This is a genomic window from Mesorhizobium ciceri biovar biserrulae WSM1271 (assembly GCF_000185905.1).
Taxonomy (GTDB): domain Bacteria; phylum Pseudomonadota; class Alphaproteobacteria; order Rhizobiales; family Rhizobiaceae; genus Mesorhizobium; species Mesorhizobium ciceri.
The window spans coordinates 5,793,739-5,807,830 of record NC_014923.1 but is presented as its reverse complement, the minus strand read 5'-3'; the positions used below and the strand labels follow the sequence as shown (position 1 = coordinate 5,807,830).

At 57.9% G+C, this 14,092-nt stretch carries 11 protein-coding genes; 3 read left to right on the top strand and 8 right to left on the bottom strand.

Annotated features, from left to right (window positions below):
* From rocF to MESCI_RS28105, 8 genes are all read right to left on the bottom strand, one after another.
* On the bottom strand, window positions 1–921 hold the full coding sequence (gene rocF, locus MESCI_RS28140) for an arginase (RefSeq protein WP_013533362.1): 921 nt from the start codon (window positions 919–921) through the stop codon (window positions 1–3).
* A 44-nt stretch (window positions 922–965) separates the two neighbouring features.
* Window positions 966–1,772, bottom strand: coding sequence for an ABC transporter permease (locus MESCI_RS28135; protein WP_013533361.1), 807 nt, complete (start codon window positions 1,770–1,772; stop codon window positions 966–968).
* Window positions 1,772–2,485 (bottom strand): ABC transporter permease, encoded by a 714-nt coding sequence (locus tag MESCI_RS28130; RefSeq protein WP_172832174.1) that lies wholly within the window; start codon window positions 2,483–2,485, stop codon window positions 1,772–1,774. The genes MESCI_RS28135 and MESCI_RS28130 overlap by 1 nt, the downstream gene beginning before the upstream one ends.
* 171 nt (window positions 2,486–2,656) lie before the next feature.
* A complete protein-coding gene (locus MESCI_RS28125) occupies window positions 2,657–3,439 on the bottom strand; it encodes a transporter substrate-binding domain-containing protein (protein ID WP_013533359.1) in 783 nt (260 codons plus the stop codon).
* A gap of 44 nt (window positions 3,440–3,483) precedes the next feature.
* Window positions 3,484–4,296 carry an ABC transporter ATP-binding protein gene (locus MESCI_RS28120; protein WP_013533358.1) on the bottom strand — a complete coding sequence of 271 codons (813 nt, stop codon included), beginning with the start codon at window positions 4,294–4,296 and terminating at the stop codon, window positions 3,484–3,486.
* A 100-nt stretch (window positions 4,297–4,396) separates the two neighbouring features.
* Window positions 4,397–5,587 carry an alanine racemase gene (gene alr / locus MESCI_RS28115; RefSeq protein WP_245262914.1) on the bottom strand — a complete coding sequence of 397 codons (1,191 nt, stop codon included), beginning with the start codon at window positions 5,585–5,587 and terminating at the stop codon, window positions 4,397–4,399.
* 779 nt (window positions 5,588–6,366) lie between these two features.
* Complete coding sequence (locus MESCI_RS28110) at window positions 6,367–7,812, bottom strand: M20 family metallopeptidase (protein ID WP_013533356.1); 1,446 nt, start codon at window positions 7,810–7,812, stop codon at window positions 6,367–6,369.
* 132 nt (window positions 7,813–7,944) lie between these two features.
* Window positions 7,945–9,216 carry a CapA family protein gene (locus tag MESCI_RS28105; RefSeq protein ID WP_013533354.1) on the bottom strand — a complete coding sequence of 424 codons (1,272 nt, stop codon included), beginning with the start codon at window positions 9,214–9,216 and terminating at the stop codon, window positions 7,945–7,947.
* Window positions 9,217–9,706: 490 nt separating this feature from the next.
* Between MESCI_RS28105 and MESCI_RS28100 the strand changes: the two genes are divergently transcribed.
* From MESCI_RS28100 to MESCI_RS28090, 3 genes are all read left to right on the top strand, one after another.
* Window positions 9,707–10,672 carry a LysR family transcriptional regulator gene (locus MESCI_RS28100; protein ID WP_013533353.1) on the top strand — a complete coding sequence of 322 codons (966 nt, stop codon included), beginning with the start codon at window positions 9,707–9,709 and terminating at the stop codon, window positions 10,670–10,672.
* Between the two features lie 189 nt (window positions 10,673–10,861).
* Entirely contained in the window at window positions 10,862–11,206 is a 345-nt protein-coding gene (locus tag MESCI_RS28095) for a hypothetical protein (RefSeq protein WP_013533352.1), read from the top strand.
* 1 nt (window position 11,207) lies between these two features.
* Entirely contained in the window at window positions 11,208–11,774 is a 567-nt protein-coding gene (locus MESCI_RS28090; protein WP_013533351.1) for a type II toxin-antitoxin system VapC family toxin, read from the top strand.
* Window positions 11,775–14,092 lie beyond the last annotated feature (2,318 nt).

Genomic DNA, 14,092 nt, shown 5'->3' with positions numbered 1-14,092 from the left:
TCAGTGGTTCCTTGTCGGGCGGTCCATGATGCGGCGGCCCATTAGACTGGCGGTGAGGTCGACCATCAGGATCGCGGTGCGGCCGCGCTCGTCGAGGAAGGGGTTGAGCTCGACGAGATCGAGGCTGGTGACGAGGCCGGAATCGTGCAGCATCTCCATCACCAGATGCGCCTCGCGGAAGGTCGCCCCGCCCGGCACGGTCGTGCCCACGGCCGGGGCGATTGACGGGTCTAGGAAATCGACGTCCAGGCTGACATGAAGCATGCCGTCCTCAGCCAGGATGCGCTGGAGAAAAGCGCGTAGCAGAGGAGCGATCCCGTGCTCATCGATCATGCGCATGTCGTGGACTGTCACCCCGGCGAGTTTCAGCGCCTCACGCTCGGCCGGATCGACGCTGCGGACACCAAGCGTGCAGATGCGCGCCGGATCGACCGCAGCTGGCAGGTCTGGGAAATAGCCGTGAAAGCCTTTTTGCCCGCTGGCGTAGGCGAGCGGGACGCCGTGCAAGTTGCCGCTGACCGTAGTGTCGAGCGTGTGAAAGTCCGGGTGGGCATCCAGCCAAAGCACGAAGAGCGGCCGGCCCAACTCCTTGGCACGACGGGCAACTCCGGACAGCGTGCCGGCAGAGATACTGTGATCGCCGCCGAGAAAGATCGGCATTGCTTCCCGGCTCGCCGCATAGGCAGCTTCGGCGATCGCTCCGGTCCACGCCGAGACCTGCGGCAGCGCCTTCAGGCCGAGGTTCTCATGCGCCACGGGCGGAAGCGGTCCGGGCGCGACCGCCCCTGCGTCCTCCACTTCATGGCCGAGTTCCGTCAGCGCCTGCGCGAGTCCCGCGGCGCGCAAAGCGCTCGGTCCCATATCACAGCCCATGCGTCCGGCCCCGTCCTGGACCGGCGCGCCAACGATCCTACACAGCATGTCGCCGCTCCCTATTGCTGCTGGCAGCGCGCTGGTTCGGCGCGTCACCCCACTCGAACCGGGATGCGAGCCTCGATACGGCTGAAAATCCATACGAGCAATCCCGTGAGAACCATGTATGTCAATGCAAGCAGAAGCAATGGCTCGTATATCACCAATGTATCCTGGCGAACGCGAGCTGAAACTGCATAAAGGTCGACAACCGTGATAGTAGCGACGAGCGGTGTCGATTTGAGTTGCATTACTGTTTCACCAGCCAACGTGGGCAACGCCTTGTGGATTGCCTGCGGCAACCAGACCCTGCGAAAAAGCTTCCAGCGGTTCATACCGAAAGCGCGTCCCGCCTCGAGCTGGCCGCTCGGCACGCCGGCAAAAGCACCGCGCATAACCTCGCCTACATAGCCTGCGAAGGACAGCGTTAGAGCCAGTACAGCGTATGGCCACGCCTGGCGAACGAGAGGCCAGATATCGGATTCGCGAATCCATGGATATTGCGGGAAGAGCGAGCCAAGCCCGTAATAGAGCAGCCAAATTTGCAGAAGCAACGGTGTGCCTCGAATGACGGTGCAGAAAGCTTTCGCTGGAAGACTGAGCCAACTAGGGCCCACTACTTGAGCGAGCCCAAGTGGCAATGCCAGAACGAAGCCGAAGACGCAGGTCACGATGAGGATCCAGATCGAACGCCATAAACCAGCAATCGCAAGCATGTAGTAGTCGGCCAACCAGTCCCAACGCATGAAGACGGCTGCTGCGGTGATCAAGACAAGGCCGATTACGATCAATACGACGCGGTGTGGGTCCAACCGTGCGAATGGGCGGCAGTTTGCCGCAACAGTCGTGAAATAGGCCATCAGCGGCTCTCCGCTATCGGCTGCCGGCCGCGCCTTGCCCAATGCTCGACCCGTCCGATGAGGACGTTGGAGATCAAAGTGAGCAGTAGATAAAGCACGCCAGCGGCCATGAAGAAGGTGAAATAGGCTTTTGTGGTGCCCGCAGCCTGTCGTGTTTCCAGAGTCAGTTCATTGAAGCCCACAACGGCCAGAAGTGCTGTGCCTTTGAATGCAACCAGCCAGAGATTTGCGAGACCCGGGATCGCGAAGGGCAGCATCGCCGGCATAGTAATGCGTCGCATCAGCATCGTTGGGTTCATACCAAAGGCTCGTCCGGCCTCGATTTGGCCTTGCGGCACCGCGAGGATCGCGCCGCGCAGCACCTCCGTTGCGTACGCGCCCTGTACGAAGCCGAGCGCAACGATGCCTGCCATCGGCCCGCTGACGTCGATCCGTCCGTAACCGAGAGTATCGAGGAGGCGGTTGATCAGGTCCGGAACTGCGAAATAGATAAGCAGAATTAGCACAAGTTCCGGTACCGCGCGGATGAGGGTGGTGTAGACTTGAAGCAAGTCGCGGCGCACAGGTCCGCCGTAAAGCTTGCCAAAGGCACCGCCGATGCCAATAAGCAATCCCAAGGCGAATGCGCCGACACCGATCCCAATTGAATTAATGAATCCGCGAACCAGATTTCCACCCCAGCCAGGCGGCGTAGGTGCAAGCAACTCGAACATGCTGGTCTGCGCCAGCGACAAAAAGAATGAATCGGTCAAGAACGCCTCCACCTTGAGGATTGACCCTCGCCAAGAGCCTGCCGTTCACTGGTGCGTGACGAAGGAGGCCGCCTGCCTCCGACTCAACAGGAGAAGTATTGCGAGGGTCTACGTAATAGGAGAATTTCCTCTTCATTCGCCGTAAATGTCGAAGGAGAAGTACTTTTTCGTAATTTCGTTGTACTTCCCGTTCGCGCGAATCCCCTTGATTGCGGCGTTTATCTTTTCCTTGAGCATGGTGTCTCCCTTGCGCAGACCCGCGCCCGCGCCCGGCGCGAAAATCTCGGGGTCATTGGCAACCTTGCCCTTTATCTCGCAACAGGCCTTACCCTGGTCAGTCTTCATGAATTGATCAATGGTAAGCGGGCTAGCCAGAATGGCGTCGATCCTGCCGGCGACCAAGTCCTGGTTGGCCTCATCCTGTGTCTGGTACGTCTTCATCTCGGCCAAGCTGTCTTTGAAATGCTTGCTGGCGTAGACCTCGGCATTGGTGGAGACCTGAATACCGAGAATCCTGCCCTTGAGGCCCTCAGGGGTAGGATCAATTGTAACGCCCTTGGGACCGGCAATCGTGTACCCGTTATCGCTATAGTACTTGTCGGAGAAATCGATCGTCTTCTTGCGCTTCTCTGTGATTGACATCGAACTCATGATGACATCGATTTTCTTGGAAGTTAGGGAAGGAATGATCCCGTCCCAGGCGACCGGAGTGATGACACAATCGAGTTTTGCCTCGGCGCAGATCGCATCGATGATCTCAATCTCCCAGCCGACCCATTTTCCAGAGGCGTCCAGGGACGAGAATGGAGGGTAGGGCTCGGCCGCGATTCCGACCTTCACCTGTTCAGCTTGCGCCATCAAAGTAGATGCGCAGAAGATTGCCGCTGCGGCCGTCAGTTTCGAAAGTATTCTCATTGTTTTCCCCTATAAGTCAGATGGTTTACTCTGTTTTCCCGGCGCTAGCCCACTCTGCGGATGAATTGTTGAAGCCGCTCTGATTTCGGAGATCCGAAGATTGCGTCTGGTGACCCTTCTTCCTCGACGCGGCCCTCGTGGAGAAAAACCACGCGGGTCGCGACCTCGCGGGCAAATTTCATTTCATGCGTGACCAGGATCATGGTGCGACCTTCGCGGGCCAAATCGCCGATTACGCCCAGAACCTCACCGATGAGTTCGGGATCGAGTGATGAAGTCGGTTCGTCAAAGAGCATGACGCGTGGCTGGACCGCGAGAGCGCGTGCGATCGCGCCGCGCTGCTGCTGTCCGCCGGATAGAAATGCCGGGTATACGTGCCGTTTTTCCAGAAGCCCCACTCTTGCAAGCAGTTTCTCGGCTTCGATGATCGCCATTTCACGCTTGACGCCAAGCACATGGACCGGAACCTCGATCACATTTTCGATCAAGGTCATGTGGGTCCAGAGATTGAAGCTCTGAAAGACCATGCCGAGCCGGGAACGTACACGTTCAATCTGCTTTCGGTCCGCCGGGAGGGTGCTGCCATTTCCGTCAGGCTTGAGACGTATTTCCTCGCCGTTCACCCTGATAACGCCGCTGGTGGGGTTTTCCAGGCAGTTGATGCAGCGAAGTAAAGTGGATTTGCCGGAGCCGCTGCCCCCGATAATCGCCACCACATCGCCGTCGCGTGCAGATAGCGAGACCCCCTTCAACACATGAAGGGCGCCAAATTTCTTGTGCAAGTCCTGGACATGGATCGCCTCCGCGGCCGTGTCCGTCACCGCGTGGCGAGGAATTGCCATGATCGTGGCCGTCATTGCTGTGCGCCCGTATTGCCGAGCACAACATGAAAGGGCGAGAGCAACAGCACTGTTCTGGGCGCCTTCATTTCGTTTCCTCTATTTCTGCGCCAATGTCTCAGACATAGACGCGCGGGATGTGGTCGCGGAGCTGGGCATAGAGACCGATGAGGTCTGTGCCCCATTGAGCGGCGACTTCCTCGTGACTGATGGTCTGGTGCGCTTGCTGTCCGAGCAGGAGCACTTGGTCGCCAAATCTCGCATCAGGCACGTCCGTCAGATCAATGCGCAGGTGCTCGAGATGCGCGGGAGGGAGCAGGCGCGCGCGCTGCCCCCTCACCAGCGCCTCGGCCTGGGCTGGCACGTGACGCGGAAGGCCATCCCCCCATCCCATACCTAGGACGCCGATGGTCATTCCCGACCGAAAACCGGGTATGTCTGGTATAGGGCCGAGAGAAGCATCGATCCGCTTGACGGAAACGAGGCATGTCGAAATGGCCTTGAGCGCCGGCCGCAGAGTGACGGCCCGCATGGGTCGATCCGTCTCGGGAAGACCGATAAACAGGGCCCCGGGATCGACGGCATCGAGATCCATCGCGGGATGCCGAAGCACACCTGCAGTACTCGACATCATAATGATCGGGGGACGGGTGCCGGACGCCTCGGCATCCTGTAGAATCCGCTGCAGGCGGGAAAATTGCTCGCTAGCATCCGAAGTTACTGATGTGGGCAGCTCGCTGAGATGGGCGTAGAGCCCCTGTACTTCAACGTCGCTGCAGACGTGCGCGGCTGCGAGAAGCCGGCCTATCTCCTGCGGCGTGGCCCCAGCCCTGAAGAACCCGAGATCCGCCTTGACGAAAATACGGGTGACGCTCATGGCGGCGCGCCAGGACTCCAGCTCATCGAGGCTGGAAACGGTAACGGTGAGTCCGAGCGCTTCAATTGTTTTCGCCGATGTCGGTAGAGGACCGGGATAAAGCAAAACCGGGAGATCGATGCCCATTTCCCGGATGGCCATAGCATCGGGCAAGGTTGCGACAGCAAAGCCGTCAGCCCCCTCTGTTGCCAGTGTGCGGGCGACAGGTCCCGCTCCACAGCCATATGCATTGCGCTTTAAGCAGGCGAAAATCTTCACTGTCCGGGGAAGATGCCTACGCAGCTGACGGTAATTGTGCCTGATCGCGCCGAGGTCGATCTCGTACCAGGCCTCCCGGGACGCCGCCTTTTTGCTCTGCACCGGCGCAATAGACGTTAACGCGCACATAGGTTCTGACGTTTTTCCCAACCGCTTTTTATTGCTTGTTTGCATGCGAAACGATGGGAGGAATCGCCAAAACCGTCAATTTATTAAGTTTTTGTGACACCCTATTAATTTTACTGATATGGCCACACACACGAGGCAGGCAAATGGCTGGATGACGAACCGCGATGCAGGGCTGCTGCCTGGCAGGCCTGATCAGCAGCCTGCAAGCATCTTTGAGCGACGGCTTGCCGACATCTTGCTTGGTTCCTCATTATGGACGCGGCGCTTCGGACCCGCCTGGCCGGGTCATCCAGCCAGGCGGTGCTGTGGGCGATCAGAATGGACTGGGGCCTGCGCTAGGTGCTGGTGGTCGAGCTGGCTATGGGAGTGGCAGCACCATTACTGGCGAGCGTTCGCGACAGGGCTCAAGCAGCGCGGACTTGCCAATGTCGAGTTCGCGGTCTCCGACGGCCATCCGGCCGTCAGGGCAGGTTTAGGACGTGCGCCCCACGACTTAGCCTAGCGCTGTGATCGCCAAGCGGAGGACCAAAAACTCGAAGCTTGGCGCAGAGCTGGGGTGAGAAATTCATGAGAGGTGGCCGAGGCGAACCGCTGGCTCAATGCAGACCATTTGCGCGAGCGCAGAGAAGGAGGGTCTGGGGACATTCATCGCTGAACGCGCTGCGTTTTCCCTGCTCTGCTAACCCCCGGGGCGCGGCAGACAGTCGATGTCATTGCGACGCTATTCGCGGAACTTGATGAACGCAACTGTGATCGAGCGTTGTCCGCCATAAATATAGTGAAACTCTGCAAGCGAGGCCGCCGAGCGTAAGGACTTCTTGCACCTATGCAAAAGCCGCTGCCTTAGCGCGCAGGTTGTCGACCGTGATCTCGGGCGGAATTGGGCAAGTGTAGCGCCGCCCGCCAGTACGCTCCTTCAATTCCGCTTTCGCCCGGGCGATAAGATCGGGATTGCGCAGGCAATCTGCCGCGGTGGTCGCCATTGCTTTCGCCGCGAGCACCATTCCCTTATGGGCTGCAGGCAGATTCCCTTGCGTGACGAGCTGCCAAGTGTGGAACGGCGTACCTATAGCGAAGCAGGCAGTGCTGCACTGAACCGTGGGCACGATCCAGCTCACGTCGCCGACGTCAGTGCTGCCCATCATCATCCCTTCGCGCGCAGGCATGGGAAGTAGCCCGTCATGCAGCACCTGGCTCGCCAGCGAACGGTCGTAGAGCGCAACGCTCGCCACAATCTCCTCGTTCGTAAACGCGTTCTTCCGCAGTTGTTCGGCGAAGGCATAATCCGTATCGTCGAAGCCCGGGCCGCCCAGGCGACTCATGTTTTCGTACATAACCTCCTGCAGCACTTTGTTAGGCAGAACGTTCGAGTTTGCATCCATGATCTGCACCTCAACGGTGGTTTCCGTCATCAGCGCGGCGCCATCGGCGATCTTCTTGACGCGCTGGAAGAGGTGCTCCGCATCCGGCAAATGCGGCGAACGCACCAGGTAGAGTGATTCCGCAAAAGCCTGTACCACGTTTGGCGCATCGCCACCCGTATTCGTAATGGCATAGTGGACGCGCGCATCCGACGCCATGTGCTCGCGCATGTAATTTACGCCCACATTCATCAGCTCCACCGCGTCGAGCGCGCTGCGGCCAAGATGGGGAGAAACCGCCGCATGCGACGCCTGACCCGTGAAGCGGAAGCTAGCCTGAATGCACGCGAGAAACGAGGTGGACTGCACCTCGTTGACGACGTTTGGATGCCAGCAGAAGGCGGCATCGAGATCATCGAAGAGACCGGCCCGTGCCATGAAAGTCTTGCCCGATCCGCTCTCCTCCGCCGGGCAGCCGTAATAGCGCACCGTGCCCGCGATGGCGCCCGATGCAAGCGCATCCTTCAAGGCCACGGCTGCGAGCGCAGATCCGGAACCGAGAAGATTGTGCCCGCAACCATGCCCAGATGCGCCCTCCGCGGTAGGCATGCGCTCGGTTATGCCCGAAACTTGCCCGAGAGCCGGCAGCGCATCGAACTCCCCCAGAAAACCGACTGTTGGGCTACCGCTTCCATGTTCCGCCACGAAGGCAGTTGCCATGCCGCAGAGCTTTTTGGTGATGCGAAAGCCTTCGTGCTCCAGCAAGGCGATCTGCTCAGCGACCGCGCGATGCTCCTCGAAGGCGAGTTCCGGCATGGCCCAGATGCGGTCGCTGAGCGCACAGTAGTCGGCGCTCTTGGTGTCCACGCGCCGGGCGATTTCATAGACGCCCAGCCCATCGTTATGCATGTTCGGTTCTCCTCATTGTCCAAGTGCGCATTTGGATCCGTTCGGCTGTAAGGGGGCGCCCGGTCATCAGTGCATTGGCACTATACGACACGATCATCAGGATGCGGGCCAGGTTGACGTGCATGGACGACGTTACCTGCTGGCGGCGACCTCGACGCTGCGGGAATTAGCTTTTGGCAGAAGAACGCGAGCATCTTCCAGCACTATTTCGGTTCCATACTTTTGCGAGCGTCGAGATAGGTCTTCGAGCATTGAACCGGCCAGCTCTTTTGATGCGGGCACGGGCACAAGACGCTCATGATACCTGTTGCTGCTCAGCCGCTGCTCCCCTCCAATCACGATTGGAGCGAGGTAGATCGACTCCAAGTGGTTGTTGCCATCGAAGCTGCACGTCGCGACGATACTTTTCCAGATATCCGGTGAGCTCCATTCGTCCTCACCTTCGGGTAGATGAAACAGGAAATTTCCCAATCCGTAGAAGATCGGAGCCCCGCGGTAGATTTCGATCGGCTGCAGCACCGGTGCGCCGTGGCTGGCGAACGCATTCGCTCCCGCATCAATGCAGGATCGCGCGAAGAATTGAACCCATTCGGGAACCTCGCGCCAATCTGGTTCCCAATGATGATGATGAAGATAGGCGATGACAAAGGCACCGGCCAACGAGGCCTTCCGGATTGCGGCGAGCTGACCTCGTAAACTTTGCTCGTTGAAGATGATCCTTCGGCAGTTCTCGGAGGATCGGCGAAAAATGGTTCCGTAAAAGTCGATTTCATCGGACGATGTCAGTTCGCGAGGATCGTCCGGCTGCGTGTAGGTTCCGCGCTCCATAGAGTTGCTTAAAAACGTTTCCTGAATGGAACGCAGGTTCGCGAATTTCTCATCGTCAACCTCGAATACCCGCGAGACATCGAGTTTGTTCACCCCCGGTCGAGCGGGACGGGTACCTGCCGCATTTTCAGCGTACATTGTGGCTGGCCCTGGTCCGGCATCCATCGCGATGAGGGCGACCTTCCTCTTGCCGAGTTGCTTGATGCCGGCTTTGCTCGCGTCACTGGCGTCAACGCCAATTCCTGCACGCAGAAACTCACGCTCGTCTACTTCCTCAAGTGTCGAAAGCACTCCTGCGGGCCCAAGATCGAACGCATGATTATTGGAAAGAGCCAGTGCGCTAAAGCCAATATCCTTCAAATTATCTAACACGACAGGTGGAGAGCACTGGAAATAGGTGCCTTTCATCGGCCACCCACCATGCCGGCCGAGTATCGTGGTTTCTAAATTCGTGAATGAGGCATCGGCTTGCCGGATCAGTTCTTTGATCGTGGCGAAGCCGTCGTCCGATACATGCCGAATATCGTGGTAGATGAGGGACTGTCCGGTGAGGGCGAGGGTGAACGGCGAAGGCATGATTGAGTATCAACCCCTGTATAGGCAAATGTCATTAGCGGCCACTTTTTGTGGCAACCGATCGACTGCGGAGAAAGTGTTGGCTAGTTCCTTGATCCGGTAAGGATCGGCCGTACGGATTTACGACAAGCGCGGGTAGTTGGTTGCGGGTGCGCAACGTCCGAGCTGGGGTCGGTACAGTTCCTGCCAGAGGCACGGAAATACGAATGCCGCATATGTGCTTTTCTAACGTTATAGTGCGCAATTTTTAGAGCTGTGTCCCCTGTGTTCGATTGTGAACTATCCGCTCTGCCAGGGGATAGGTGTTGCTGCATGCGTCACGTCAGCGTTCTCTCTGATGCGTCTGATCCACTGGTTTTGTTACGCCAGACGATGGGGAGAATCGGGAAAACGGTCAATTTATTAAGTTTTTGTGACACCCTATTAATTTTACTGATATAGCGGCCAAACGGAGCCTCTGGCTCCGCGGCCACCAATTCGGACAAAGGCAATGGAAGAGATTTCCGGCCGAAACAGCAAGGCTGGGTTCAGGTCCGCTCAGATTTTTCGGGAGATCATGAGGACCGGTTCTACGAGGCGGGCCGCCCGAGAACTCGGGATTACCCAGTCGGCCGTAAGCCAGCATCTCAAGCTGTTTGAAGAAGCTGTTGGTGAGAAGCTTTTTGCGCGAGATCCCCGCGGCCTTGTTCCAACCACGCGAGCCATCGAAATTTACAACCGCATAGACAGATATTTTGAGACGCTAGGGCACATCGAGAGGGAAATCACCGACTCTTTCAGCGCCAAGAGAAACCTCCTGACGATTGCCGCACCGCATATATTCTCGTTGAGACTCATCCCCAAAATAATTCTTGCGCTAAATAGTCTAGATTCGACTCTAGAATTTCATTATAGGGCGCAGCGATACGACGAGATAGCACAAAGCGTTGTGACGGGAGCGGCCGATATCGGGATTTCCCGGCTGCCGTTAGATGAACGCTTCTTTGAGTGGAAGATAGTCGCCGAAAGCAAGAGTGTCTGCGTGTTGCAACCCGACCATCGCCTTGCTGAAAAGGACATCATAACTGTTGACGACCTCTCAGGGGAGCCCCTTATCGTTCTAGAGAGAGAATACACTTCTAACAAATTGGGTCTATTGACATACGGGCGGAGAGAACTTCCTTTATTGCCGAAGGTTCATTCGGACACAATAGGATTGGATGCTTCTTTTGTCGCATATGGTTTAGGCATTGCAATAGATAATGAATTTGTTGCACAGCAATATCAAATGTTTGATGTGAAAGTCGTGCCTTTTGAGCCGTCAGCGAGATACAATTACGTGGTATTTTGGCGCCGCGGCAGCGATAATATTTCGCAAACGTCGCCAATTGTGGATACTTTCGTGGAGGTGATCCACCGTGAACAATCGTTCGGGCGCGAAGGGCCCAAGGCGGCTTTCCACCCCCATAGCATCTAATGCCGGAAAAATTGTACCTGAGTTGCTTTCGGTCGATTGCAGCCGTGACATCCCTCCTTTTGGAGAGCTTCAGCACGCAACGTCCGGGTGCCAACAACCGCCCTTTGTCTTGGGGTATTTGAAAAATTCACCTTGCCTGCTATGTTGTCTAGAATCCATTTTTGTTAAACGGATCTGCGGGGAACCCCGATGACGAAGACAGCTGTACGGATGCGTCGCGGCCAAGGGCCAGTGGGCAAGCGGACGAGAACCCATCCCAAACTGGCTGAGAAATTGCAGATGCGTAGATTGGCCAGGATTAACGCCGTCCTGCAGAGGGCGGAAGAATCCGGCCTGCGCGCTGAGAAGGACGGCAGGATTGCGGGGCGGGTGAGTGCTGATCTAATCAAGAGGGCCAAGGCTCGAACCGGATTGACGTCTGATACCGAGCTCGTCGAATTTGCATTGGCCAATGTGGCTCTGGAAGACAACTTCGCCGAGACCTTCAGGAAAACACGGGGGACTGTGGATCCGACGCTGAAGCTCGGATTCTGAATTGGCCGATTTCGACTTTGGTGCGGCCTTAAGGTGGTCGCGATTTGATCCTCAAAAAACCTTGAGCCGCCGCCCCGACACGGAGCTGCCGATCATCGGCAACCTCGTCGGGGCGGGGCAAGAACTGCTGCTGGACACCTGCGTCTATATCGACGGTTTGCAAGGCCGGGCGCCTGACGCAGTTGCCGACCTCCTCGATGTCAGGCAGGTCAACCATAGCACCGTAGCGATCCAGGAGCTGGTGCACACTGTAGGCGTGCTTGATCCGAAACACTCGGGCACGAGTAAAGCTGTCAAGCAGATCGGGAGCATGATCAAGGACATGCCGTCCCATCGGGTTTTTGCACCAGATCCCGATGTCTTGGGCCGAGCCGCCCTTCTCTCAGGAATGCTGTGTCGCCTCCAGGGCTACAAGCACGATTCCAAGCTTCGGGCGCTTCAGGACTGCGTGCTGTTCCTGCATGCGCAGAAAATGGGATTTTCCGTTCTAACGGGCAACGTCAGTGATTTCGACTATTTGCTGCAGTTAATTCCGACGGGTCGGGTTTTGATGTATCGGCCAATCTGAGTATAGCCGCCTTCCGCGCTTCTGGGCGAAGGCGGCAATGACTTGGCCATCTTCCGCAGTCGCCTGACCCGGGACTCCTATTCGCCATGCAGGACGGCTCGAAGACCTGCGGAAGCCCTGGTCCGTTCCAAAAGCTCAATGCCAGACTTTCGTTATCGACAGGCAGGCCGCGCCATGATTTGGATGGGTCAAAGCGTCCAGATTGTCCATAGCCGATCTTAACTGTTCTTCCCAATCAATGTGACGAGAGACAATTCGGTCAGAAACTCCAATCCTCTCGCTGACAGGAGCTAGTGCCATCGAACTGGTCACACAACGCGGCCTTGGCCCGGTGATGAAAATCGCCGGGCGTGTTGCATAAGGCTGCAAGATTGGAGCGCATGACTTCTGCTTCGGATCCGCATGTCCTGATAGACGTGTGTTGTTCGGTCGAGCCGCGCCGGCTGGCTTGCTGTGGCGTCTCCCCCTTCACCACGCGGAATCGACATTGCGCGTTTTCCCCTCCTGCACCCGGCGCCTAATCAGGCGACTATTTTCACAGCCAGGATAGCCTCCCATCTGCAGAGCTCCCGCCAGGCCCGGCAGCGCTAGGCGCTTTCCGAAACGTCCAGTCACGTTTTCAACGCGCGTGTTGGAAACGGTGAATCGGCGACACATTTCCGCCACGGTTTAGCCGCGCCGAAGCCACAATTTCCCACGACATAGCCGGCGTTGCCCTAGACGGTTCGGTCCGGCACCGGCTCAACAAGCCCCCCCGCCCTAGGGTCAGTGCCGGATCGAACCACCCTCTTCTTGAGGGACACAGGTCCGAGCCTGAATGTGCTCAGCAGAAGTAAGCTGGTCCACTTCATGGCGAGGCGGTCTCCCAATCGCACAGGGCTGCAAACACCTGCACAGCAATAATGGTTTGCGGCGCGCGTCGGCTTGAGGCGACTTAGGCCAGCTCTACGATGCCTTAGTGTGAGCGACTCATTCAAAGTAGCAAAACTGACGCTAGTCACCAAGCAAGCTTGCATGCCGGTCGCCGCTGTCGATGCTGCCATAATATTTGGTGCCCTCAACCGTGCCTGATGATCCTACGATCTCGTAATGTTGCAGTGATCTGTTAGATCTCGTCACTGCGACTTGGCTGTGGCTGCAGATCCGCTCACTGTTGCCATAGGCTGCGGCCGAAATAACGTTGGAACCGCGTTCGCGACTTCCCCACGTGAAAACACGCTGACCGTCTATGTTGCTCTCTGCGTCGGGTCGCCCGCCCAGGATGTGAAATGCAGCTTTGCAGGATCGAAGGCGCGGGCCACGCAATGTATCCCTCTCATGTTCGTCCCTGCGATTGCTCTCCCTAAGTGTGCGTGCTCAGAGCGTAATAGCGCCCCGATCGCGACGGTAACCTGAAAACTCCTTGAGCCTTGATAAGGCGCTCAATTCGAGCTTGTGCCCAAGAACAGGCCTGGCGTCGGCCAGGATGGCTGCGTGCGCGAGTCATGCCATCGCGTCTGCGCTTCGGCGCCACTTGAACCCTCCTTTATCCCCTTGCATCCGATCGAGGTGCAGCTGAAGAAACTGACCGTCTTTGCGTAGTTGAAGTTTTCCTGAGCCCTGCACCGTCGTGGGGCGGGGAAGGAGAGGGGATGTTGCAGCCAAGCAAGTAATGTCGATGGCGCGCCTGCATCATGGCGTTGGAGCGGAAGGCTGCGTGGCCATTGCAGCCGGTCATGTTGCTGCGGAGCTGGCGCTGAATAGGCCGTCCGTTCCGGGGTGACTGCGCCAGGCGACCTCCCGTTGAGAAACCCCCGGGCACTAAGGCGTTGAACATGTCGCTGTCGCCCAGCTGACGGTTGGCTCGCCAGCGGCTGGGGCTAACGACCGGGCACTCATAGGCGACAGGCGGCCGGGCCGAGGACGGGGCGGCATTGCGCGATGCCGTGCTGCCCGCCAGCGCGATCTTTCCCGCCCGTCCTTTGCACCTCGCCTGTCACCGGCCCCGTGGCGAGATTACCATGAGTCTGCAGCAGGAAGTCCCTGGATGGTGGCAAGGCACGGTGGTGCTATTGGCGGCCGCGCAAATTGCCGGTCAGGTCGGACTGATTTCCCTGCCAGGCAGGCATGAGAGCTCGGCCGCGGCTGATCAGCCGGAGCGGGCGATGGTCGTCGTAGCAACCCTCGATCATCCCCCCCCTGCGCTCAAAGGAGAAGCTGCCGCGAGGATATCATCCCGGGCTCTTACAACGACCGGAAGGAGGAGGCGACAGAGCCGGGGCGTACCATTCATGCGCTTTGGCAGAAGTCACTCACAGCATTTGATGCCAGCCTCGTCA